Source organism: Streptomyces hypolithicus (assembly GCF_052934925.1).
Genome location: NZ_CM128811.1, coordinates 3756012 through 3780003, shown reverse-complemented (window position 1 = coordinate 3780003; position 23992 = coordinate 3756012). Strand labels below are relative to the sequence as shown.

Below are 23992 nucleotides of genomic sequence, written 5' to 3'. Positions count from 1 at the left end.
TTAGCTAATCGTTACCTGGCGTGAGCTGGCACACAGCGCCGCCAGTGCGGCCCCCGTGACCGGGGAAATTGCACCCTGCTCCGTGACGATCGCGGTCACCAGTTCCGGTGGCGTGACGTCGAAGGCCGGGTTGTACGCCTGTGTTCCCAACGGCGCCACAGGCATCCCGGCCCCGATCCCGGCATCAGATCCAGCCACCGGAATCAACGGCACGGTGAACTCTGTCACCTCCTGGCCCGACCGCTGCTCCACCTCGATGGATCCCCCGTCCGGGGTGCCGGGATCCACGGTGGTCACGGGCGCCACCACGATGAACGGCACATGGTGATACTTGGCCAGTACAGCCAGCGGGTAGCTCCCCACCTTGTTCGCCACCGAGCCGTCGGCGGCGATCCGGTCCGCCCCGATGAGTACGGCGTCCACTTCACCGGCGGCGAAGAGCGAACCCGCAGCGTTGTCCGTGAGCAGCGTGTAGGGCATCCCGTTGCGCGCCGCCTCGTACGTCGTGAGCCTGGCCCCCTGCAGCAGAGGGCGCGTCTCGTCGACCCACAGGCGCCGCAGCGCCCCCTTGCGGTGCGCGGCGAGGGCCACCGCGAATGCCGTGCCCTCCCCGCCCGAGACCAGCGCGCCGCTGTTGCAGTGGGTGAGGATGCGGTGGCCGCCTCCCGGCAGCAGCTCGTCCAGCAGAGCCAGCCCGTGCTCCGCCATGCGCGCACTGGCTTCGGCGTCGGCCCGGTGCAGCTCCCGCGCGGCGGCCAGCGCCGCCGCAGCCGCCTGCCCGGCGTCCGCCTCGCTCGCGACGGCCTGCCGGTACGCCGCTGCCGCGTGCCGCACCCCGTGTCCGAGGTTCACCGCGGTGGGCCGCGCCCGCTGGAGCAGGGCCACCGCCTCATCCACGTCGTAGCCCCGCGCCGCGGCCAGCGCCACCCCGTAGGCCCCGGCGAGGCCGAGCAGTGGCGCACCGCGGACAGCGAGCGTCTGTATCGCGTGCACCAGCGCCGGCACGTCCGTACAGACCAGCTCGACCTCTTCCGCGGGCAGCCGGGTCTGGTCGAGCAGCACCAGTACCGGCCCCTCGGGAGGCTCGTGCCAGCGCAGCACGGGGAGAGCGGGCGGCTTGGCGCCCACGGAGGATTGCGCGTCCTGATCAGCCATCCGTCCAGTCTGCACGGTGAGGCACCGACAATTGAAGGTGCAAAGGAGATATGGGGCCCAGTCCGCCGCCGGACGCCCCATGACACGATGGCTGCCAACCTGCTGCCGCGAACGCGGTCGGGCACCGTGAAGGAGCGACAATGAACGACTCTCCGGGCTGGGCCTCGCCCGGATCGGCGCCCTCCGACGACCGGCAGCCGGGCGTCCCCCGGCCCGCTGGGCCCAGCGAGCCCACCGTGCCCGCCGGGCCCAGCGAGCCCACCGACCAGAGCGACTCCGCGTCGAAGTGGTCCAAGGCGCAGCCGCCCGCCGGACAGTGGTCACCGCCCGGCACTCCCGGCGGGAACCGCGCACCGCAGCAACCCGCACCCCAGTGGGGCCCCGGCCTCCAGGGCGGCGGCTGGGGCGGGCCTCCCCCAGCTGCGAAGCCCGGCGTCATCCCGCTGCGCCCGCTCGGCGTCGGCGAGATCCTCGACGGAGCGGTGTCGACGCTGCGCGCCCACTGGCGCACAGTCCTCGGCATCACGGTCACCGTCTCTGTGATCACGCAGATCTGCGACATCCTGATCCAGCGCTATCTGCTTCCCGAACCGGCCCAGGTCGACCCGGAGGCGACGCGATCCGAGGCCCTGCGCCAGTCCGCCGACGCGATGCAGAGCACATTGATCAACTCCTCCCCCGCGTTCGCGATCACTCTCATCGGCACGCTGTTCAGCACGGCCCTGCTCACCGTGGTGATCAGCCGCTCCGTGATCGGCCGCCCGGTGACCCTGTCCGACGCCTGGCGCGAGGCCAAGCCCAGGCTCCCGCAACTGCTCGGCCTGACCTTGCTGCTCCCTCTCATGGCAGTCGCGATCATGACCGTCGGCATCCTCCCCGGTCTCCTGGTGGGGTCCGGTACGGGCGTCGCTCTCGCCCTGATCGGCGGACTCGCGGCGTTCGTCGTCACGCTGTGGCTGATGATCCGCTTCAGTCTCGCCTCCCCCGCCCTGATGCTCGAACGGCAGAGCATCGTGAAGTCGCTGGCCCGCTCCGCCAAACTGGTCAGCGGCACCTGGTGGCGGATCTTCGGCATCCTGTCCCTCACGATGCTGCTGCTCTTCATCCTCTCCATGATCATCGCTGTGCCGTTCGGCCTCATCGCCGCCGCCGCGGACGGTGGCCTGGGTGAACTGTTCAGCGGCACGGCTCCCGAGTTCGGCTGGCCCTTCCTGATCATCACCGGCATCGGCGCCGTGCTCGCCTCGTCGATCAGCTACCCCATCTCCGCCGGCGTCACGGTCCTGCTCTACGTCGACCAACGCATCCGCCGCGAGGCCCTCGACCTCGACCTCGCCCGCGTCGCCGGCGTCACCGACTACGACTCTCCGCAGTCCGCCGACCACACACCCGGGAGCTGATGCGGTGTCCACAGCGGGGGGCAGGACAACTGCGCGCCTCTGGGCGCGCACCAATGACGACGTACCGGTGGACACTCCGCGCATCCCGGCCCGGGAGGCCGCCGAGCGCGAACTGTCCGAACCGAAGTACCACGAGAACGACCCCAATCTCCTGGAGCGGGCGCTGGACCGCTTCTGGGAATGGGTGGGCGGCCTGTTCGACGCGGCCTCGGAAGCCACGCCCGGAGGTGCGGTCGGAGTCGTGGCCGTCGTCGTGCTCGTGGTACTCCTCGCCGTCGCCGTGTGGCTGCGGCTGGGCACCCCGCAGCGCAGCCCTTCCGCGGGGGACGCTCTTTTCGCCGCATCCCCGCGCAGTGCTGCCGAACACCGGGCGGTAGCCGAAGCGCACGCCGACCGGCACCGCTGGAGCCAAGCCGTCCAAGAGCGGATGCGCGCCATCGTTCGCGCCTTGGAGGAACGCGCACTCCTCGACCCCCGCCCCGGCCGCACCGCTGACGAGGCCGCCGAGGAGGGTGGACGGTCCCTCCCCGTCCACGCGCCCCGGCTGCGCGCCGCCGCTCGCGAGTTCGACGACGTCACATACGGAGGCCGAACCGCCGACGAGCAGTCGTACCAGCGCCTGAGCGCGCTGGACTCGGACCTCTCAACCACGAAGCCGGTGCTCGACGGAGCGGCCGAAGGAGTCGGCACATGAGCGAAGCCGCCGCCGCCCCCTCCACGTCGACCGGCCTCACCGCCCGTCAGATATGGCAGCGCTCCCGCGGCCTGTTGCTGGGCTTGGCCATCGTCCTGGTCGCCGGGATCGTCATGGCCGCACTGCGCTCCGGAGACCACCACGGCAGGCTCGACCCCCGCTCCTCGGATCCTCAGGGCAGCCTCGCCGTCGCCGAACTCCTGAAGGACCGTGGCGTCACCACACAGGTGGTCACCACCCTCGACAGCGCCGCCGCGGCGGTCGGCCGCCCCGGCACCACCCTGCTCGTAACCACCCCCGATCTGCTGACGGCCCGGCAGCAGAGAGACCTGCGCGCGGCCACGGAGAGGACCTCCTCCCGCACCGTCCTCGTCGCCCCCGGAGCCCCGTCCGTCTCCACACTCGCCCCCGGGGTACGGGCGGGAAGGCGCACGGCCGTGTCGCCCCGCTCCCCGCAGTGTTCGCTGCCCGCCGCTCTCCGTGCCGTTGACGTCGAGTCCGGCGGACTGCGCTACACCACCGATGTCCCAGGCGCCGACGCCTGCTACCGCAGCAACGGTCAGCCCACTGTGCTCCGCCTCCCTGCTCCGGCGGGCGGCGACACCGTGGTGCTGGGCGCGCCCGACATCCTCCACAACGACCGCCTCGACAAGCAGGGCAACGCCTCGCTCGCCCTTCAACTGCTCGGCTCCCGGCCCCATCTCGTCTGGTACCTCCCCTCTCTCACCGATGCCTCGGCCACCGAAGGCGGCGAAAGCAGCTTCGTGGACCTGGTGCCTCCCGGCTGGCTTTGGGCAACGCTGCAACTCGCTCTCGCCGCCGGCCTCGCAGCCGTCTGGCGCGCCCGTCGACTGGGCCCCCTCGTGACCGAGCACCTCCCCGTCGCCGTCCGTGCCTCCGAAACCACCGAGGGCCGAGCGCGCCTCTACCGACGGGCCAACGCCCGCGAGCGCGCGTCTTCAGCCCTGCGCTCGGCCACCCGCATCCGCCTCGCCCCCCTCCTCGGCGTACCCGCCTACCGGGCTCACGCCTCCGACGCCCTGCTCCCAGCCGTCTCCACCCATCTGCCGATGACCAGCCGTGATTTCTCGGCTCTCCTCTTCGGCACCGCCCCCTCGGACGACGCCGGCCTCATCCGCCTGGCGGACGAACTCGACGCCCTCGAAAGAGAGGTACGCGCTTCATGAGCGCCCAGCCCGCAGAGACCCCAGACAGCGCCCGAGCCTCCCTCGAAGCCCTGCGCACCGAGATCGCGAAGGCGGTGGTCGGCCAGGACCCCGCCGTCACCGGACTCGTCGTAGCTCTTCTCTGCCGCGGTCATGTCCTGCTCGAGGGTGTCCCCGGGGTCGCCAAGACACTGCTGGTCCGCGCCCTCGCGGCCTCCCTCGAACTCGACACGAAGCGCGTCCAGTTCACACCTGACCTGATGCCGAGCGACGTTACCGGCTCACTTGTCTACGACGCCCGCACCTCCGAATTCTCCTTCCAGCCCGGCCCCGTCTTCACGAATCTGCTGCTTGCTGACGAGATCAACCGCACACCGCCGAAAACCCAGGCGTCCCTTCTGGAAGCGATGGAGGAGCGTCAGGTCACCGTCGACGGCACGCCCCGTGCTCTACCGGACCCCTTCCTGGTAGCAGCGACCCAGAACCCGGTCGAGTACGAGGGCACCTACCCCCTCCCCGAGGCACAGCTGGACCGGTTTCTCCTCAAGCTCACCGTCCCGCTCCCCTCCCGCGAGGACGAGATCGGCGTCCTGACCCGCCACGCCGACGGCTTCAACCCGCGCGACCTGCATGCAGCAGGGCTGCGCCCGGCCGCAGGCGCCGCCGATCTGGAGGCGGCCCGCGCCGCCGTGGCCAAGACCTCGGTGTCCGCCGAGATCACCGGCTATGTCGTCGATATCTGCCGTGCCACCCGTGAATCCCCCTCGCTCACTCTCGGCGTCTCTCCCCGAGGCGCCACCGCACTGCTCTCCACCGCTCGCGCCTGGGCCTGGCTCACCGGCCGGGACTATGTCATCCCCGACGACGTGAAGGCCCTGGCGCTGCCGACGCTCCGTCACCGCCTCCAACTCCGGCCCGAAGCCGAAATGGAGGGGGTCACCGCAGACTCCGTCATCACCTCGATCCTCGCCCACGTCCCCGTCCCCCGCTGAGGCGATGACCGTGGCCCTCACCGGACGAACCGCCCTGCTCGCCGCTCTCGGCTCGATCCCCATCGGCATCCTTGCGCCGAACTGGACCGGGGTTCTCGCCGTGAACGCTCCCCTCACGCTCGCAATTCTGTGCGACTACGCCCTGGCCGCGCCAGTGCGAAAGCTCCGTTTCACCCGAAGTGGTGATACGTCAGTTCGCTTGGGTGACAGCGCCGAAGCCCACCTCACCATCACGAATCCATCGAGCCGCCCCTTGCGCGCCCTCGTCAGAGACGCCTGGCCGCCCAGCAGTTGGGCTGCCGGGACCGAACAGGCCGCTGCACGCCACAAGTTGATCGTCCCCGCCGGGGAGCGCGGCCGGCTCACCACCGTGCTGCTGCCCACCCGACGCGGAGACCGCCATGCCGAACGGATCACCGTCCGCTCCTACGGGCCGCTCGGCCTGGCCGCCCGCCAGGGCAGCCACCGAGTTCCGTGGACAGTCCGCGTGCTGCCTCCCTTCGCCAGCCGGAAGCATCTGCCGTCCAAGCTGGCACGCCTGCGCGAACTCGACGGCCGCACCAGCGCACTGACCCGCGGTGAGGGCACCGAGTTCGACAGTCTCCGCGAGTACGTCCCCGGCGACGACACCCGCTCCATCGACTGGCGGGCCACCGCCCGCCGGAACACCGTGGCCGTACGCACCTGGCGGCCCGAACGGGACCGACACATCCTGATCGTCCTCGACACCGGCCGCACCTCGGCCGGCCGCGTCGGTGACGTACCGCGCCTTGACGCCTCGATGGACGCCGCCCTGCTCCTTGCCGCGCTCGCATCCCGGGCGGGCGACCGCGTGGATTTGCTGGCCTACGACCGCCGCACCCGTGCCCAGGTCCAAGGCCGCGCCGCAGGCGAACTTCTGCCCGCCCTGGTGAACGCCCTGGCCCCGCTGGAGCCCACGCTGGTGGAGACCGACGCCCGAGGCCTGAGCGCCACGGCGCTCGCGAACGCCCCGCGCCGCTCCCTGGTGGTGCTGCTGACGGGCCTGGACGCCACTCCGGTCGAAGAGGGCATTCTCCCCGTACTTCCACAGCTCACCCAGCGGCACACCGTCCTCCTGGCTTCGGTGGCCGACCCCCGTATCGAGCAGATGACGAAGGGCCGCGGCACAGTGGACGCGGTCTACGAGGCCGCCGCCGGCACCCAGGATCAAGAGCAGCGTCGGCGCACGGCGGAAAAGCTGAGCCGCCACAACGTGACGGTCGTCAACACCACCCCGGAGAATTTGGCACCAGCCCTCGCGGATGCCTACCTCGCGCTGAAGGCAGCGGGGCGCCTATAAGCCGCAGCCGGTCTGTGTCGGCGGGGTGCGGCTGGGGAACTTCGCTTTCGGAAGCCGTGAACGCAGAAAAGCCCCGCACCATAAGGTGCGGGGCTTTCCCACAATGATTGTTCGGCGGCGTCCTACTCTCCCACAGGGTCCCCCCTGCAGTACCATCGGCGCTGAAAGGCTTAGCTTCCGGGTTCGAAATGTAACCGGGCGTTTCCCTAACGCTATGACCACCGAAACACTATGAAGTTGCACAAACCGGTGACAGCACAGTTCGTTACTTCAGAACTAACACAGTGGACGCGAGCAACTGAGGACAAGCCCTCGGCCTATTAGTACCAGTCAGCTCCACCCGTTACCGGGCTTCCACATCTGGCCTATCAACCCAGTCGTCTACTGGGAGCCTTAACCAATCTAGTTGGTGGGAATACTCATCTCGAAGCAGGCTTCCCGCTTAGATGCTTTCAGCGGTTATCCTTTCCGAACGTAGCCAACCAGCCATGCCCTTGGCAGGACAACTGGCACACCAGAGGTTCGTCCGTCCCGGTCCTCTCGTACTAGGGACAGCCCTTCTCAATATTCCTACGCGCGCAGAGGATAGGGACCGAACTGTCTCACGACGTTCTAAACCCAGCTCGCGTACCGCTTTAATGGGCGAACAGCCCAACCCTTGGGACCGACTCCAGCCCCAGGATGCGACGAGCCGACATCGAGGTGCCAAACCATCCCGTCGATATGGACTCTTGGGGAAGATCAGCCTGTTATCCCCGGGGTACCTTTTATCCGTTGAGCGACAGCGCTTCCACAAGCCACTGCCGGATCACTAGTCCCGACTTTCGTCCCTGCTCGACCCGTCGGTCTCACAGTCAAGCTCCCTTGTGCACTTACACTCAACACCTGATTGCCAACCAGGCTGAGGGAACCTTTGGGCGCCTCCGTTACTCTTTAGGAGGCAACCGCCCCAGTTAAACTACCCATCAGACACTGTCCCTGATCCGGATCACGGACCGAGGTTAGACATCCAGCACGACCAGAGTGGTATTTCAAGATTGACTCCACACACACTGGCGTGCATGCTTCACAGTCTCCCACCTATCCTACACAAGCCGAACCGAACACCAATATCAAACTGTAGTAAAGGTCCCGGGGTCTTTCCGTCCTTCTGCGCGAAACGAGCATCTTTACTCGTAGTGCAATTTCACCGGGCCTATGGTTGAGACAGTCGAGAAGTCGTTACGCCATTCGTGCAGGTCGGAACTTACCCGACAAGGAATTTCGCTACCTTAGGATGGTTATAGTTACCACCGCCGTTTACTGGCGCTTAAGTTCTCAGCTTCGCCATGACGAATCATGACTAACCGGTCCCCTTAACGTTCCAGCACCGGGCAGGCGTCAGTCCGTATACATCGCCTTACGGCTTCGCACGGACCTGTGTTTTTAGTAAACAGTCGCTTCTCGCTGGTCTCTGCGGCCACCCCCAGCTCACGGAGTAAATCCGATCACCAGTGATGGCCCCCCTTCTCCCGAAGTTACGGGGGCATTTTGCCGAGTTCCTTAACCATAGTTCACCCGAACGCCTCGGTATTCTCTACCTGACCACCTGAGTCGGTTTAGGGTACGGGCCGCCATGAAACTCGCTAGAGGCTTTTCTCGACAGCATAGGATCATCCACTTCACCACAATCGGCTCGGCATCAGGTCTCAGACTATATGCACGACGGATTTACCTACCGTGCGTCCTACACCCTTACCCCGGGACAACCACCGCCCGGGCTGGACTACCTTCCTGCGTCACCCCATCGCTTACCTACTACCGCATTGGGCCGGCGGCTCCACCACTCCCCTTTGCCCGAAGGCTCCAGGGCGGCTTCACGGCCTTAGCATCAACGGATTCGATACTGGGCGTTTCAAAGCGGGTACCGGAATATCAACCGGTTGTCCATCGACTACGCCTGTCGGCCTCGCCTTAGGTCCCGACTTACCCTGGGCAGATCAGCTTGACCCAGGAACCCTTAGTCAATCGGCGCACACGTTTCTCACGTGTGTATCGCTACTCATGCCTGCATTCTCACTCGTGAACCGTCCACAACTCGCTTCCGCGGCTGCTTCACCCGGCACACGACGCTCCCCTACCCATCCACACTCCCGTTGGGGATATATGTGTGAATGACACGACTTCGGCGGTACGCTTGAGCCCCGCTACATTGTCGGCGCGGAATCACTTGACCAGTGAGCTATTACGCACTCTTTCAAGGGTGGCTGCTTCTAAGCCAACCTCCTGGTTGTCTCTGCGACTCCACATCCTTTCCCACTTAGCGTACGCTTAGGGGCCTTAGTCGATGCTCTGGGCTGTTTCCCTCTCGACCATGGAGCTTATCCCCCACAGTCTCACTGCCGCGCTCTCACTTACCGGCATTCGGAGTTTGGCTAAGGTCAGTAACCCGGTAGGGCCCATCGCCTATCCAGTGCTCTACCTCCGGCAAGAAACACACGACGCTGCACCTAAATGCATTTCGGGGAGAACCAGCTATCACGGAGTTTGATTGGCCTTTCACCCCTAACCACAGGTCATCCCCCAGGTTTTCAACCCTGGTGGGTTCGGTCCTCCACGAAGTCTTACCTCCGCTTCAACCTGCCCATGGCTAGATCACTCCGCTTCGGGTCTAGAGCGTGCAACTCATGCGCCCTATTCGGACTCGCTTTCGCTACGGCTTCCCCACACGGGTTAACCTCGCTACACACCGCTAACTCGCAGGCTCATTCTTCAAAAGGCACGCAGTCACGACGCACTGAGTAAACTCAATGCGCGACGCTCCCACGGCTTGTAGGCACACGGTTTCAGGTACTATTTCACTCCGCTCCCGCGGTACTTTTCACCATTCCCTCACGGTACTATCCGCTATCGGTCACCAGGGAATATTTAGGCTTAACGGGTGGTCCCGCCAGATTCACACGGGATTTCTCGGGCCCCGTGCTACTTGGGTGTTGCACAAGCAAGCCGTTGATGTTTCAGCTACGGGGGTCTTACCCTCTACGCCGGACCTTTCGCATGTCCTTCGCCTACACCAACGGTTTCTGACTCGCCCAACAGCCGGCAGACTGTTGAAGTGCAATCCCACAACCCCGTATGCGCAACCCCTGCCGGGTATCACACGCATACGGTTTGGCCTCATCCGGTTTCGCTCGCCACTACTCCCGGAATCACGGTTGTTTTCTCTTCCTGCGGGTACTGAGATGTTTCACTTCCCCGCGTTCCCTCCACATACCCTATGTGTTCAGGTATGGGTGACAGCCCATGACGACTGCCGGGTTTCCCCATTCGGAAACCCCCGGATCAAAGCCTGGTTGACGGCTCCCCGGGGACTATCGTGGCCTCCCACGTCCTTCATCGGTTCCTGGTGCCAAGGCATCCACCGTGCGCCCTTAAAAACTTGCCCACAGATGCTCGCGTCCACTGTGCAGTTCTCAAGCAACGACCAGCCACCCATCACCCCGCTCCGAAGAACGAGTGCACTGGGGCCGGCATCGCGAAGATAAGGACCGAAGTCCGTACCCTCAGATACCCAACAGCGTGCCCGACCCGGCCAATCCAGACTGTGTTCCACGCCGAAGCAGTACTAACAGTCCCAACCAACCGTGCCGAATAGTCAACGTTCCACCCATGAGCAACCAGCACCGGACGTTCGCCGATGAACTGGCCTCTGACCAAACCGAAGCCTGGTAAGAAGTGCTCCTTAGAAAGGAGGTGATCCAGCCGCACCTTCCGGTACGGCTACCTTGTTACGACTTCGTCCCAATCGCCAGTCCCACCTTCGACAGCTCCCTCCCACAAGGGGTTGGGCCACCGGCTTCGGGTGTTACCGACTTTCGTGACGTGACGGGCGGTGTGTACAAGGCCCGGGAACGTATTCACCGCAGCAATGCTGATCTGCGATTACTAGCAACTCCGACTTCATGGGGTCGAGTTGCAGACCCCAATCCGAACTGAGACCGGCTTTTTGAGATTCGCTCCGCCTCACGGCATCGCAGCTCATTGTACCGGCCATTGTAGCACGTGTGCAGCCCAAGACATAAGGGGCATGATGACTTGACGTCGTCCCCACCTTCCTCCGAGTTGACCCCGGCGGTCTCCTGTGAGTCCCCATCACCCCGAAGGGCATGCTGGCAACACAGGACAAGGGTTGCGCTCGTTGCGGGACTTAACCCAACATCTCACGACACGAGCTGACGACAGCCATGCACCACCTGTATACCGACCACAAGGGGGCACCTATCTCTAGGTGTTTCCGGTATATGTCAAGCCTTGGTAAGGTTCTTCGCGTTGCGTCGAATTAAGCCACATGCTCCGCTGCTTGTGCGGGCCCCCGTCAATTCCTTTGAGTTTTAGCCTTGCGGCCGTACTCCCCAGGCGGGGAACTTAATGCGTTAGCTGCGGCACCGACGACGTGGAATGTCGCCAACACCTAGTTCCCAACGTTTACGGCGTGGACTACCAGGGTATCTAATCCTGTTCGCTCCCCACGCTTTCGCTCCTCAGCGTCAGTAATGGCCCAGAGATCCGCCTTCGCCACCGGTGTTCCTCCTGATATCTGCGCATTTCACCGCTACACCAGGAATTCCGATCTCCCCTACCACACTCTAGCCTGCCCGTATCGAATGCAGACCCGGGGTTAAGCCCCGGGCTTTCACATCCGACGTGACAAGCCGCCTACGAGCTCTTTACGCCCAATAATTCCGGACAACGCTTGCGCCCTACGTATTACCGCGGCTGCTGGCACGTAGTTAGCCGGCGCTTCTTCTGCAGGTACCGTCACGTCCGGGAAAACCCAGTCGCTTCTTCCCTGCTGAAAGAGGTTTACAACCCGAAGGCCGTCATCCCTCACGCGGCGTCGCTGCATCAGGCTTTCGCCCATTGTGCAATATTCCCCACTGCTGCCTCCCGTAGGAGTCTGGGCCGTGTCTCAGTCCCAGTGTGGCCGGTCGCCCTCTCAGGCCGGCTACCCGTCGTCGCCTTGGTAGGCCATTACCCCACCAACAAGCTGATAGGCCGCGGGCTCATCCTTCACCGCCGGAGCTTTTAACCCCTCCCCATGCAGGGAAGAGTGTTATCCGGTATTAGACCCCGTTTCCAGGGCTTGTCCCAGAGTGAAGGGCAGATTGCCCACGTGTTACTCACCCGTTCGCCACTAATCCACCCCGAAGGGCTTCATCGTTCGACTTGCATGTGTTAAGCACGCCGCCAGCGTTCGTCCTGAGCCAGGATCAAACTCTCCATGAATGTTTGCTCGTAATCGAGCTCACACACACTTAGAGCGGAACAGATCGGGCCGGAATATGGCCCGCTGTCCTCAGCGTCCTCGCTGTGTTCGCCTGACCACCACAAGGGCGGCCAGGACTTTTCAAAGGAACCACCAACCCACCAGAGGTGGGCCGGGGTATCAACATATCTGGCGTTGACTTTTGGCACGCTGTTGAGTTCTCAAGGAACGGACGCTTCCTTTGTACTCACCCTCGCGGGCTTTCCTCCGGGCGGCTATCGTTCGGTACTTCGTGTTTCCAACCCTACCAGATCCGTTTTCCGTTCCGTTTCCGGTTCGTTTTGTTTCTGGTGGCCGATTGGAGTGGCCTTTGCCTTTCGGCTTGCCCCGACTTTATCAGAAGCATTTCGGCCGAGCTAATCGGCTTCGTGGTTCGAATGTGAATCGAGAGGCTCTCAGGAACGCAATTTCCTCGAGAGCGAGATAGACACTAACCGTTGCTGAGCGATCATGTCCAACTCGTGCAACCGTTTAAATCTACTGCCCCGCAGCGCCTGTGTCAACAGTCTTTGGGGGGCGGACAGGACAGTACCAGGTCAGCGGGTGTGGGCGCACATCACGCTGCGGTGGGCAGCTCCGCGCTCCGGTCGAGCTGTTCGACGTCTCCTCGGTCTCCGGCTCGGGCTGCCCGGGCGCCCAGGACGTAGACGTAGGCGAGGAATGCGAGCTCAGCGAGAACGCCGATGGTGATGCGGGCCCAAGTGGCCAGGCCGGAGGGCGTGACGAAGCCTTCGATCAGGCCGGAGACGAAGAGGACCAGTGCCAGGCCTATAGCCATGCCGATGGCGGCGCGCCCCTCTTCGGCGAGCGCTGCTCGGCGCGTGCGCGGGCCGGGGTCGATGAGGGTCCAGCCGAGGCGCAGGCCCGTACCTGCTGCGACGAACACCGCGGTGAGTTCGAGCAGGCCGTGAGGGATGACCAGGCCCAGGAAGGTGTCCAGGCGGCCGGCTGAGGACATCAGCCCGATGCCGACGCCGAGGTTCAGCATGTTGAGGAAGAGGATCCAGATCACCGGGAAGCAGAGGAACGCGCCCAGGACCAGGCACATGGCCGCGGCCTGGGCGTTGTTCGTCCAGACCTGGGCCGCGAAGGAAGCGGCGGGGTTGCTGGAGTAGTACGTCTCGTACTGACCACCGGGGCGGGTCATTTCTCGGAGTTCGGCGGGGGCGGCGATCGCCGACTGAACTTCGGGGTGGGTGGAGATCCACCAGCCGATGAGGACGGCGACGGCAGTGGAAAGCAGGGCTGTGGGGACCCACCAGTGGCGCGAGCGGTAGACCGCGGCGGGAAAGCCGGCGGTGAGGAAGCGTGCCGCGTCGCGCCAGGACGCCCGGCGGGTGCCTGTCACGGTGGCGCGGGCACGGGCTACCAGCTGGGTGAGGCGCGCCGCGAGCGTGGGGTCGGGGGCGCTGGACTGGATCAAGGAGAGATGGGTGGCCGTGCGCTGGTAGAGAGCGACGAGTTCGTCGGCTTCGGCGCCGGTCAGACGGCGGCCACGGCGCAGGAGATGGTCCAGTCTGTCCCACTCTGCGTGGTGCGCGGTCACGAAGACGTCGAGGTCCATGGTCGGCTGCTGCTCCAGGCACTGGGTCCGTACGGTCCGTACTGCGCGGCGCGCGCTGCGGGCCAGCTTGGCAGACTGGGGATCCAGGGGGCAGGGAAGGGCGGCGGAGGGTGGGATTCCGGTGACTGAGCTTGTTACGGGGGACGCGGTAGTACTGGCGCTGCGGCCGGCGAGGCTGCCGAGTCGGGCGCTTGCTCTGGTCATCGACATGGCGGTGGTCTGGGCGGCGTATCTCGCGGTGTCGATCGGGCTTGCGATAGCCACCGCCTCGTTGGACGAGGCGGCCGGGATGGCCATCGCCGTGGCGTCGTTCCTGCTGGTGCTGGTAGGTGCGCCGATAGCGGTGGAGACGCTGACGCACGGTCGGTCGCTGGGGAAGATGGCGTGCGGGCTGCGGGTGGTGCGGGACGACGGAGGGCCGATCCGGTTCCGCCATGCGCTGGTGCGGGGGGCGGTGGGGGTGGTGGAGATCCTGATGACGTTCGGAGTCGTTGCGTGCCTCGCCTCGCTGGTGTCGGAGCGGGGGCGGCGAGTGGGGGACGTGTTCGCCGGGACGCTTGTCGTACGGGAGAGGGTGTCGGCGGGTCGGGTGGCTGCGGTGCCGCCGCCCCCGCCCTGGCTTGTGGGGCGGTTCGCCGGGCTCGATCTGTCCGGGGTGCCGGACGGGCTGTGGCTCGCGGTGCGGCAGTACCTGACGCGCTTGGGGCAGCTGGACGCGCAGGTGAGCGCGTCCATGGCACAGCGGCTGGCGGGGGACATGGCGGCGCGTACGGGGGCGCCGGTGCCGGAGGGGGTGCCCGCGGCGGCGTACTTGGCGGCGGTCGTCAGTGAGCGGCAGGGGCGGGATGTGCAGCGGGCGTTCGGAGGGGTGGCGAGGGTGGGTGCGGCCGCGGGTCCTGGGCCTGGGGCCCGTCCGGGCGTTAGCCCTCGGCTTGGTCCTGGACCCGGCACTGGCCCTGGGCAGGATGCCGGTGCGCGGACTGGTGGGGCAGCGGGCCCCGGTAGCCGATCGAGTGCGGATACGCCGGAGCGGGGTGCGTCGGCCGGGACCGGGTTTGCGCCGCCTGCTTGAGGTGGAACCGAGGGGTCTTACCCCGCCCCTTCCCGTAACTGGGGCGAGCCCCAGACCCCGGAAGGGCTTGAGTGCCGCGACTGGAGCTGCACGGCGCGGCCGGTCCACCGGGACCGGACCCCGGAGCAGCTGGAGTTCGGCGAATACGGCCGCCCAATTCCGGGCTGCATGCGTGCGGGCTCCGCCTCACCAAGCCCGCCCTGTCCCGGGCCGCTTGACCTGCCGGGCTTCGTCCATGCTGCGTGCAGCGACGCCGGATCTTCGCGCTACCCGGCTCGCGGCTTGAGTTGCTGGGCCGCCCGGGCATGGGGCCGACACTCGGTCAGGGTCGGGGAGACGGTGGGGTTTCGAGGTGTTCCAGTTCCAGGCCGGGGGCTGAGAGGACCACGTCGCCCGCGATGTGGATCTGGTGCTGCTCGCCGGTGTCCAGGGCGTTGACCTGGTACTCGTCCACGATCAGAAGGCCATTGTCAGTGGCATGCGCTTCACTCTTCAGCAAGGCCCAGGACTGGTCGATCGTGCGGGGAGCCAGGACGGGGTCGGTGAGGGCGACGAGGCGGACACGAGTGGCGGGGGAAGAGGGGGTGAGGCGCAGCAGACGAGTCGTGGCAACCAGGAATGCGGGGGAGGTGCCGGTGAAGGCATGGGCGGAGGCATTGCCTTCAGTGGCGTGAACGCCGGTGGGGTCGGTGCGGACCCAGGTGACGCCGTCGATGGCGGCGCCGCGCACCTGCCAGCTCGCGGCGTGCAGTTCCAGGCGGATGGGGCGGCCGAGTTCGTCGATGGCCAGGTCGACGGAGCCGGCGTGGTCGCCGGAGGGAGTGGTGATCTGGGAGACGTAGCGCCAGCCGGAGGGGCCGGGGGCGCAGTGGAAGTGTTCTTCTCCGAGAGGGGTGTGGTCATGGGGGTCGTGGAGCGAATAGCGGCCGCGGGGCATGAGCTGGCGTCCTTCGGGGTCCGACACGGGGCAGGCCCCCGGCACGGGGGTGCGGGGGCCTGCCGGAAAACTGCTGCCTACTGCTGAGCTTGTGGCTCAGTAGCGGTAGTGGTCGGGCTTGTAGGGGCCTTCGACCTCGACGCCGATGTAGGCGGCCTGCTCGGGGCGCAGCGTGGTGAGTTTGACGCCGAGGGCGTCGAGGTGGAGGCGGGCGACCTTCTCGTCGAGGTGCTTGGGCAGCACGTAGACGTCGGTCGGGTACTCCTGGGGCTTCGTGAACAGCTCGATCTGGGCCAGGGTCTGGTCCGCGAAGGAGTTGGACATGACGAACGAGGGGTGGCCGGTGGCGTTGCCCAGGTTCAGCAGGCGTCCCTCGGAGAGGAGGATGAGGACCTTGCCGTCGGGGAAGGTCCAGGTGTGAACCTGCGGCTTGACCTCGTCCTTGACGATGCCGGGGACGGCGGCGAGGCCGGCCATGTCGATCTCGTTGTCGAAGTGACCGATGTTGCCGACGATGGCCTGGTGCTTCATCTTGGCCATGTCCGCGGCCATGACGATGTCCTTGTTGCCGGTCGTGGTGATGAAGATGTCGGCGATGGCGATCACGTCGTCGAGCGTCGCCACCTGGTAGCCGTCCATGGCCGCCTGCAGCGCGCAGATCGGGTCGATCTCGGTGACGATGACGCGGGCGCCCTGGCCTCGCAGCGACTCCGCGCAGCCCTTGCCGACATCGCCGTAACCACAGACGACGGCGACCTTGCCGCCGATCAGCACGTCGGTGGCGCGGTTGATGCCGTCGATCAGGGAGTGGCGGCAGCCGTACTTGTTGTCGAACTTCGACTTCGTCACGGCGTCGTTCACGTTGATCGCCGGGAAGAGGAGGGTGCCGTCACGGTGCATCTCGTAAAGACGGTGGACACCCGTCGTCGTCTCCTCGGTGACGCCGCGGATCTCGGAGGCGAGCTGGGTCCACTTCTGCGGGCTCTCGCCGAGGGTGCGGTTCAGGAGGCGCAGGATGTGGGCGTACTCCTCGCTGTCCGCGGTGGCCGGGTCCGGGGCGGAGCCGGCCTTCTCGAACTCGACGCCCTTGTGGACCAGGAGGGTGGCGTCACCACCGTCGTCGAGGATCATGTTCGGGCCGCCGGTGGGCGTGTTCGGCCAGGTCAGGGCCTGCTCCGTGCACCACCAGTACTCCTCCAGGCTCTCGCCCTTCCAAGCGAAGACCGGGACGCCGGCCGGGGCGTCGGGGGTGCCGTTCGGGCCGACCGCGATGGCGGCGGCGGCGTGGTCCTGGGTGGAGAAGATGTTGCAGGAAGCCCAGCGGACATCGGCGCCCAGCGCGACCAGCGTCTCGATGAGAACGGCGGTCTGCACCGTCATGTGCAGGGAGCCGGTGATGCGGGCGCCGGCGAGCGGCTGGGTGGCGGCGTACTCCCTGCGGATCGACATCAGGCCGGGCATCTCGTGCTCGGCGAGCGTGATCTCCTTGCGGCCGAAAACGGCAAGGGAGAGGTCGGCGACCTTGAAGTCCTGGCCGGTGGCGACAGTCGTCATGCGAGCTGCTCCTCGTGGATTGGTTCGAGGTGGGTACGGCTGACTCTGCGGCGGCGGGCATACGAGTGCCCGGGCGCTCGCAGCGCAGTCCGTCGGAGGCCCTCTCTCCCTCGGCCGGTCACTGACCGCCCGACCGCCATCAGCAGCGACGTCTGGCTAGGTCACGAATCTACACCGATCAGTCCAGTCGGCCCCAGCCGCCCTGGTCAGGAGTGGGGCCGAGGGGGTGGGGGCCGGGCGAGCGGCAGGGGCTGCCTGATGGACTTTCGTCCTGGCGGGGTGGTGTTGCACCATGCCTGGGCAGCCAGAACACGGGAACGCACGCGCGACAAGGAGATATCACGTGACGAGTACGTCCGGCCCCCAGGGAGGCGGAGAGGTGAGCGGGCGTAAGCAGCTCAGGTTGCTCGCGGTCACCGCCTGCCCACCGACATCGCTCATACGTACATGGCGGCGGAGAAGCTGACGCAGGCCGCCGAGCGTCTCGGCGCGGAGATGAAGGTGGAGACGCAAGGATCCATCGGCGCTGAGAATGTGCTCTCTGACAACGATGTCAAGCATGCCGACGGGATCGTCGCCGCGGCCGACAAGGATGTTGATCTCAGTCGGTTCGTGGGCAAGAAGGTGCTGGTCGTGGGGGTGGCCGACGGGATTCGTCAGCCCGAGCGGCAGTCCGGGCGGCGGAGGGTTCAGGTTCGACGTCACGGTGCCCGGGGGGCGGATGTTCGTGCTGGGGGACAACCGCGGAAATTCCGTGGATTCGCGCTCCTTCCTCTCGGAACAGTCCGGCACGGTGGCGGTCGGGGCGGTGCGGAGCCGGGTACTGGACGACTGGATGGTGCCGGTTCTGCTCATCGGCGCCGCGGCGACCGGCGTCGTCCTGGGGCTGACCGGGGCGGGGCCAGCGGTGGCGTTCCTGGTCGTACGGCGCCGATCCGCCCGCCCAGCGTCTGTACCTGTGCCGGTACAGACGTAGCGCGCAGGCCCCCGCCGATGTGGTCGGCGGGGGCCTGCGGACGGGGTGCTCGGGGTGTGCCGGGGTGCGGCAGTCAGTGGGGGGCCGGGCCGCCCGGGGTTGTGGCCGGGTTGTCGCCTGCCGCGGCTGTCGTCTCGCTGTAGATGTCCGGCTCCAGGTAGATCACCCGGGCGATCGGGACCGCCACCCGGATCCGCTCCTCGGCCGCGTTGATCGCGTGGGCGACCTCCGTCGCCGTGTTGTCGTGCCGGACCGCGATCTTGGCGGCCACCAGCAGCTCCTCCGGGCCGAGGTGAAGCGTACGCATGTGGATGAGGCGGGTGACGGTGTCGCCGTCGACGACCGCCGCCTGGATCTTGTCCACGTCCTCGGTGCCCGCGGCCTCGCCCAGGAGCAGCGACTTGGTCTCGGCCGCCAGGATGACCGCGATGATGATCAGCAGGACACCGATGCAGAGGGTGCCGATGCCGTCCCAGACGCCGTCACCGGTGGCCAGGGCGAGGCTCACACCGGCAAGAGCCAGGATCAGGCCGACCAGTGCGCCGAGGTCCTCCAGGAGGATGACCGGCAGCTCGGGGGCCTTCGCGCGGCGGACGAACTCCTTCCAGGACAGCTTGCCCCGTACGGCGTTGGACTCCTGGATGGCCGTACGGAAGGAGAACGACTCCGCGATGATCGCGAAGATGAGGACGCCGACCGGCCAGTACCAGGCCTCGATCGCGTGCGGGTCCTTGATCTTCTCGTAGCCCTCGTAGATGGCGAACATGCCACCGACGGAGAAGAGCACGATGGAGACCAGGAAGGCATAGATGTATCGCTCGCGCCCGTAGCCGAAGGGGTGCTGGGGGGTCGCCTCGCGCTTGGCCTTCTTGCCGCCGAGCAGCAGCAGGCCCTGGTTGCCCGAGTCGGCGAGCGAGTGCACGCTCTCCGCGAGCATCGAGGACGAGCCACTGAAGAGGAACGCCACGAACTTGGCTACTGCGATCGCGAGGTTGGCGGCGAGTGCCGCCACAATCGCCTTGGTTCCGCCTGACGCACTCATGGGTGCAGGGTGTCCCTTCCTTGGTGCCGCGGCCCTGGCGCCGCCGTACGGCCGCACATTGTTGCAGCTTGCCTGCGTGGCCCGTGCGGTCGGTGTGCGCGTGGATACGTCAGACCACCACTGTGGCCCGGAAGACCATGCCCGTACCGGACAAATCGACGACCTCCCCGGCGGGTACGAAGGCCGACTCCCCCGGAGCGAGATCGAGTTCACCCGCGCGGACCCTGCCCGCCGTGCAGAGCAGGATCTGCGGGGTCGCGGACGGCAGGGTGCTCGGCGCGGCGCCTTCGGCCAGGACGTGGCGGGAGAGCCGGAACTCGTCGATCGGGGTGGCGTAGAGCTCCTCGCCGTCGGGGGCCGCCTCGGGGCGCAGGACACGGGGATCGCTCGCCTCGAAGCGCACGATGCGCAGCAGCTCGGGGACGTCGACGTGCTTGGGGGTCAGGCCGCAGCGCAGGACGTTGTCGGAGTTCGCCATGATCTCCACGCCGAGGCCGCTGAGGTAGGCGTGCGGCACCCCGGCTCCGAGGAAAAGGGCCTCCCCCGGCTGGAGTTGTACGTGGTTGAGCAGCATCGCGGCGATGACGCCGGGGTCGCCCGGGTAGTGGTGCGCGAGTACGGCGTACGGGGCGTACGCGCCGCCTAGGCGCTCGGCAGCGGTCGCGGCTGCCGTGACGGTCTCGGCCATCTCGGTGCGGTCCGCGGTCAGTACGGCGGTGAGGACCTCGCGCAGCGCGGCCTCCTCGGGGTGGGCGTGCAGCAGGTCGACGTACGGCTTCAGGGAGTCGACTTCGAGTGCGGCGAGCGCTTCGGCCGCCTCATCGGGTGCGCGGAAGCCGCACAGGCCCTCGAAGGGGGTGAGCGCGCAGACCAGTTCGGGCTTGTGGTTGGCGTCCTTGTAGTTGCGGTGCGGGGCGTCGATCGGCACGCCGGCGCTCTCCTCGGCGGCGTATCCCTCCTGCGCCTGGGACAGGTCCGGGTGGACCTGGAGGGACAGGGGGGCGCCGGCCGCGAGGAGTTTGAGGAGGAAGGGGAGGCGCGGCCCGAACTTGGCCACGGTGGCGGCGCCCAGTTCCTGGTCCGGGTCCGCCGCGATGACGTCGGAGAGGGCGGTCTGTGGCGCTGCCGATCCGGCGCCGCGCGTGATGCGCGAGGGGGCTCCCGGGTGGGCGCCCATCCACATCTCGGCCTGCGGTTCGCCGGTGGGGGCGGTGCCGAGCAGGGCCGGGATGGCGGTCGTGGAGCCCCAGGCGTAGGGGCGCACGGTGTTCGAGAGGCGGTCCATGGGGGTCCCCTGCGTGTGGTGATGTGGTGACGGTGCCCGCGTGACAGTGCTGTGCCGGCGTGACGGTGCCTGAGGGGGCTCAGGCGGTGCTGGACCTCATGATCGCCTTGTGGAAGCGAGCGCCAGGTAAACGGCGGCGAAATCCGTGATGGCGAGCAGTTCTGCGAGGTTCTCCAGCTCGCCGCCCTCCTCCGGTTCCAGCTCGCTGATGGCCGTGTCGTGGCTCAGCGCGAGCTCGCGGGCGGCCGGCGCCGCGGAGATCCCGCCGGTGGGCCGGTCGCGGAGGAGCACCACGCGGGCGTGCAGGGCCTGCTGCTCGTCGACCCGGTCACGGAAGAAGTCCTCCGGGTCGGAGCCCGCCGCGAAGGTCCCCGCGAGCAGTACGCCGTGGGCGGGCAGCGCCTCGGGCAGCTCGGCGGCCAGGGCGGGACGGCCGGCCAGCTCCGCCAGTACGGCGGCGAACCGGCGGCCCGCGGGACCCGCGTACGCCCCCTCGGCCCAGATGAGCGGGAGCGAGTCCGCGAGCTCGGCGGCGAGCGTCTTGGCCGGGTTGCCGTACGTCGCGATGGCCGGCCCGCAGCGTTCCGCGGTGCGGTCGAGGCGGTCGGCGACGAGCCGCAGGGTGTCCGGAGGCGCGGTGATCACGCCGACGCGGTCGCACAGGACCAGCAGCGGTGTCAGCAGGGCCCAGAGCGCGCCCGGGCCGGTGGCGGCGCCCTCGTCGTACTCCTCGTACGGCGCGGTCGCCATCGGTACGACGAGGCCGTGTACGCCGTTGACGGACTCGCTCAGCGGTGAACGCTCCGGGGCCACGGCGACGACCGTGCAGCCGCGCCGGTACGCCTGCTCGGCGAGAAGGGCGAGGCCGGGCTCGGCGCCGTCCGTGGTGACGAGGAGGAGAAGGTCCACGGAGCCCGCCCAGCCGGGGAGCGCCCAGCGCAGGGCGCCGGCGGCGGCGGCGACGCCGGTGGAGTGCAGTCGAGTGACGGGGCAGGCGGGGGCGGCGAGCGCGGTGAGCAGGTCGGCGACGCCGGCTGCGGCGGTGCCTGGGCCGGCGATCAGTACGGCTCGGGGGCGGCCCTCCGGCTGGATCTCGGCCAGGCCGGCCTCGGCGGCGTGGCGGGCGGCGGTACGTACGCGGGCGCCTGCTTCGGCGGCGACGCGCAGCAGGCCGCGACGGTCGGCGCGGGCCAGGGACTCCGGGTCGTCCAGCAACGACTCGTCGAGCATGGTGCGGGCCTCCGATCGCCTGGCGCGCGGCGTGTGGCCGTGCGCGGGGGTGGTGGGGGTGGGTACGCGGGCCTGGTCAGGCGGGGCGGCGGGCCTCGTCCACGAGGAGTACCGGAATGCCGTCCCGTACCGGGTAGGCCAGACCGCAGTCCTTGCTGGTGCAGATCAGCTCGGGCGTGTCCGCGGTGGACGCGTCGCTCAGCGGCGCGTGGCAGGCGGGGCAGGCGAGGATCTCCAGGAGGCCGGCTTCGAGCGGCATGGGGTGGGTCCCTTCGAGCAATGCGGGTGCGGGTGCGGGTGCGGGTGCGGGTGCGGGTGCGGGGTGCGGACGGCCGCCGTACGGATTGGGCCACGTCAGCGTACCGCTGGGTGGGGGGGCGGTGCGGTGTGACGGGGCGGGCGGGGGCGGGGCGGAGCGGGGTGAGGCGGGCGGGGTGGCGCTGCGCGGACTGTTCCCCTCCCCGCCCCTTCCCGAAACTGGGGCTCCGCCCCAGACCCCGGTCCTCAAACGCCGGACGGGCTGGAAGTGCCGGGGTGGTGGAAGTACCGGACGGGGGGGACGTGCCGGACGGGCTGGAAGTACCGGAGGTGGTGGAAGTACCGGACGGGGGGAGTGCCGGACGCGGTGGAAGTGACGGAAGTGCCGGGCGGGGTGGGGTTATGCCCGGATCAAGGTCAGGGCCTCGTCCCTCGTCTTGGCCATCGTGGGCTCGTCCCTCGCCTCCACGTTCAGGCGCAGCAGCGGCTCCGTGTTGGAGGGGCGGAGGTTGAACCACCAGTCGGCGGCTGTGATCGTCAGGCCGTCGAGTTCGTCGATGGTGATGCCCTCGCGGCCCTCGTACGCCGCCCTGACCGCCGCCAGGCGGCCCATCTGGTCGTCGACGGTGGAGTTGATCTCGCCGGAGGACGCGTAGCGGTCGTACTGGGCGACGAGGCCGGACAGGGTGCCCTGCTGGCCTCCGAGGGCGGCGAGGACGTGGAGGGCCGCCAGCATGCCGGTGTCGGCGTTCCAGAAGTCGCGGAAGTAGTAGTGCGCCGAGTGCTCGCCGCCGAAGATCGCGCCGGTGCGCGCCATCTCCTCCTTGATGAACGAGTGGCCGACGCGGGTACGGACCGCGGTGCCGCCGTTCTCCTTGACGACCTCCGGGACCGACCACGAGGTGATCAGGTTGTGGATGACGATGCCCTTGCCGCCGTTGCGGGCCAGCTCGCGCGCGGCGACCAGCGCCGTGATCGCGGACGGCGAAATGCCCTCGCCCCGCTCGTCCACGACGAAGCAGCGGTCGGCGTCGCCGTCGAAGGCAAGGCCCAGGTCGGCGCCGCTCTCGCGGACCTTCGCCTGGAGGTCGACGATGTTCTTCGGGTCGAGCGGGTTCGCCTCGTGGTTCGGGAAGGTGCCGTCGAGCTCGAAGTAGAGGGGGATCAGGGTGAGGGGCAGGGACTCGAAGACCGTGGGGACCGTGTGGCCGCCCATGCCGTTGCCCGCGTCGACCACGACCTTCAGGGGGCGCATCGAGGTGAGGTCGACCAGGGAGAGGAGATGGGCCGCGTAGTCGGTCAACGTGTCGCGCTGCGTGAGAGTTCCTGGTACGCCGGCGATCGTGTCCGCCGGGACACCGGTCCGCGACCACTCCTCCACCAGCGCGCGGATGTCCGCCAGCCCCGTGTCCTGGCCCACCGGGGCCGCACCGGCCCGGCACATCTTGATGCCGTTGTACTGCGCGGGGTTGTGCGACGCCGTGAACATCGCGCCCGGCAGACCGAGTTGGCCGGAGGCGAAGTACAGCTGGTCGGTGGAGCAGAGCCCGATCTCGGTGACGTCCACGCCGCGCGCGGCCGCCCCGCGGGCGAACGCCCGCGAGAGGCCGGGCGACGAGGGCCGCATGTCATGACCGGTGACGATCGCGGTGGCGCCCGTCACCTGCGCGAAGGCGGCTCCGAAGAGCTCGGCCAGCGACTCGTCCCACTGATCGGGGACCACTCCGCGCACGTCGTACGCCTTGACGATCTGCGACAGATCAGCAGCCACGGCCAACCCTCCTGAAAAGTTCGTCCTGCCCGGTCCCCGGCAACGCTACCCGCTGGGGCTCAGAAGCTGTTGTCCAAGTCCCGCTGGATCGGCTCGGGGCGTCTGGTGCGGTCGATCGCAAGGCGCCGGAGTGTTTTCAGGTGGGGTCTCCCCTGCTCGAACGGAGTTGAGAGCTTGGGGAAGGAGCCATTAGGGCATTTCGGCAACGCAGCGAGCGGCCGTGCCAGGCGTCCCGAGCCCAGCGGGAGTTGGACAACAGCTGCTCAGGGG

Annotated in this window: 16 protein-coding genes, 3 rRNA genes and 1 pseudogene; 8 read left to right on the top strand and 12 right to left on the bottom strand. The window is 67.6% G+C overall.

The window, feature by feature from the left end:
• Nucleotides 1-1155 (bottom strand): S-methyl-5-thioribose-1-phosphate isomerase, encoded by a 1155-nt coding sequence (mtnA, locus tag ACU6WZ_RS17845; RefSeq protein ID WP_447029037.1) that lies wholly within the window; start codon nt 1153-1155, stop codon nt 1-3.
• 140 nt (nt 1156-1295) lie between these two features.
• Between mtnA and ACU6WZ_RS17840 the strand changes: the two genes are divergently transcribed.
• The 5 genes from ACU6WZ_RS17840 to ACU6WZ_RS17820 are packed head-to-tail and all read left to right on the top strand — an operon-like array spanning nt 1296 to nt 6728.
• Complete coding sequence (locus tag ACU6WZ_RS17840; protein ID WP_447029036.1) at nt 1296-2555, top strand: DUF7847 domain-containing protein; 1260 nt, start codon at nt 1296-1298, stop codon at nt 2553-2555.
• Nucleotides 2556-2559: 4 nt separating this feature from the next.
• Complete coding sequence (locus ACU6WZ_RS17835) at nt 2560-3249, top strand: DUF4129 domain-containing protein (RefSeq protein WP_447029035.1); 690 nt, start codon at nt 2560-2562, stop codon at nt 3247-3249.
• On the top strand, nt 3246-4436 hold the full coding sequence (locus ACU6WZ_RS17830; RefSeq protein ID WP_447029034.1) for a DUF4350 domain-containing protein: 1191 nt from the start codon (nt 3246-3248) through the stop codon (nt 4434-4436). Before ACU6WZ_RS17835 ends, ACU6WZ_RS17830 begins: the two co-directional genes overlap by 4 nt.
• Nucleotides 4433-5407 carry an AAA family ATPase gene (locus ACU6WZ_RS17825; RefSeq protein ID WP_447029033.1) on the top strand — a complete coding sequence of 325 codons (975 nt, stop codon included), beginning with the start codon at nt 4433-4435 and terminating at the stop codon, nt 5405-5407. The genes ACU6WZ_RS17830 and ACU6WZ_RS17825 overlap by 4 nt, the downstream gene beginning before the upstream one ends.
• 10 nt (nt 5408-5417) lie before the next feature.
• Nucleotides 5418-6728, top strand: a complete 1311-nt coding sequence (locus tag ACU6WZ_RS17820; RefSeq protein ID WP_447034105.1) for a DUF58 domain-containing protein — start codon at nt 5418-5420, stop codon at nt 6726-6728.
• 109 nt (nt 6729-6837) lie between these two features.
• Here the strand turns inward: ACU6WZ_RS17820 and rrf are convergent.
• The 4 genes from rrf to ACU6WZ_RS17800 all read right to left on the bottom strand — a co-directional run bounded on the left by rrf (nt 6838) and on the right by ACU6WZ_RS17800 (nt 13597).
• Nucleotides 6838-6954, bottom strand: a 5S ribosomal RNA gene (gene rrf / locus ACU6WZ_RS17815).
• Nucleotides 6955-7028: 74 nt separating this feature from the next.
• Nucleotides 7029-10152: ribosomal RNA gene (locus tag ACU6WZ_RS17810) — 23S ribosomal RNA — on the bottom strand.
• Nucleotides 10153-10453: 301 nt separating this feature from the next.
• Nucleotides 10454-11993 (bottom strand): 16S ribosomal RNA (locus ACU6WZ_RS17805).
• The 16S, 23S and 5S rRNA genes sit together here, the layout of an rRNA operon.
• 596 nt (nt 11994-12589) lie before the next feature.
• On the bottom strand, nt 12590-13597 hold the full coding sequence (locus tag ACU6WZ_RS17800; RefSeq protein WP_447029032.1) for a stage II sporulation protein M: 1008 nt from the start codon (nt 13595-13597) through the stop codon (nt 12590-12592).
• Nucleotides 13598-13718: 121 nt separating this feature from the next.
• Here ACU6WZ_RS17800 and ACU6WZ_RS17795 point away from each other — a divergent pair, with 121 nt between their 5' ends.
• On the top strand, nt 13719-14669 hold the full coding sequence (locus ACU6WZ_RS17795; RefSeq protein WP_447029031.1) for an RDD family protein: 951 nt from the start codon (nt 13719-13721) through the stop codon (nt 14667-14669).
• A gap of 322 nt (nt 14670-14991) precedes the next feature.
• Here ACU6WZ_RS17795 and ACU6WZ_RS17790 read toward each other — a convergent pair whose 3' ends face one another.
• Both ACU6WZ_RS17790 and ahcY read right to left on the bottom strand, forming a co-directional pair.
• Nucleotides 14992-15606 (bottom strand): hypothetical protein, encoded by a 615-nt coding sequence (locus ACU6WZ_RS17790; RefSeq protein ID WP_447029030.1) that lies wholly within the window; start codon nt 15604-15606, stop codon nt 14992-14994.
• Between the two features lie 96 nt (nt 15607-15702).
• The gene (gene ahcY / locus ACU6WZ_RS17785) at nt 15703-17160 is read right to left on the bottom strand and encodes an adenosylhomocysteinase (RefSeq protein WP_447029029.1); all 1458 of its coding nucleotides are present in this window, start codon (nt 17158-17160) and stop codon (nt 15703-15705) included.
• A gap of 447 nt (nt 17161-17607) precedes the next feature.
• Between ahcY and ACU6WZ_RS17780 the strand changes: the two are divergent.
• Nucleotides 17608-17769: pseudogene (locus ACU6WZ_RS17780) on the top strand (PTS fructose transporter subunit IIB); the annotation flags it as partial.
• A complete protein-coding gene (locus tag ACU6WZ_RS17775; protein WP_447029028.1) occupies nt 17693-18136 on the top strand; it encodes a S26 family signal peptidase in 444 nt (147 codons plus the stop codon). The pseudogene ACU6WZ_RS17780 and the gene ACU6WZ_RS17775, both read left to right, overlap by 77 nt.
• Nucleotides 18137-18209: 73 nt before the next feature.
• On the opposite strand, the gene ACU6WZ_RS17770 is transcribed toward ACU6WZ_RS17775, so the two are convergent.
• The 5 genes from ACU6WZ_RS17770 to ACU6WZ_RS17750 all read right to left on the bottom strand — a co-directional run bounded on the left by ACU6WZ_RS17770 (nt 18210) and on the right by ACU6WZ_RS17750 (nt 23722).
• Nucleotides 18210-19178 (bottom strand): cation diffusion facilitator family transporter, encoded by a 969-nt coding sequence (locus tag ACU6WZ_RS17770; protein WP_447029027.1) that lies wholly within the window; start codon nt 19176-19178, stop codon nt 18210-18212.
• Between the two features lie 109 nt (nt 19179-19287).
• On the bottom strand, nt 19288-20463 hold the full coding sequence (manA, locus tag ACU6WZ_RS17765) for a mannose-6-phosphate isomerase, class I (RefSeq protein ID WP_447029026.1): 1176 nt from the start codon (nt 20461-20463) through the stop codon (nt 19288-19290).
• Between the two features lie 96 nt (nt 20464-20559).
• Nucleotides 20560-21693 (bottom strand): SIS domain-containing protein, encoded by a 1134-nt coding sequence (locus ACU6WZ_RS17760; RefSeq protein ID WP_447029025.1) that lies wholly within the window; start codon nt 21691-21693, stop codon nt 20560-20562.
• Between the two features lie 76 nt (nt 21694-21769).
• Nucleotides 21770-21952 (bottom strand): Trm112 family protein, encoded by a 183-nt coding sequence (locus tag ACU6WZ_RS17755; RefSeq protein WP_447029024.1) that lies wholly within the window; start codon nt 21950-21952, stop codon nt 21770-21772.
• 399 nt (nt 21953-22351) lie between these two features.
• Entirely contained in the window at nt 22352-23722 is a 1371-nt protein-coding gene (locus tag ACU6WZ_RS17750; RefSeq protein ID WP_447029023.1) for a phosphomannomutase/phosphoglucomutase, read from the bottom strand.
• Nucleotides 23723-23992: the final 270 nt, after the last annotated feature.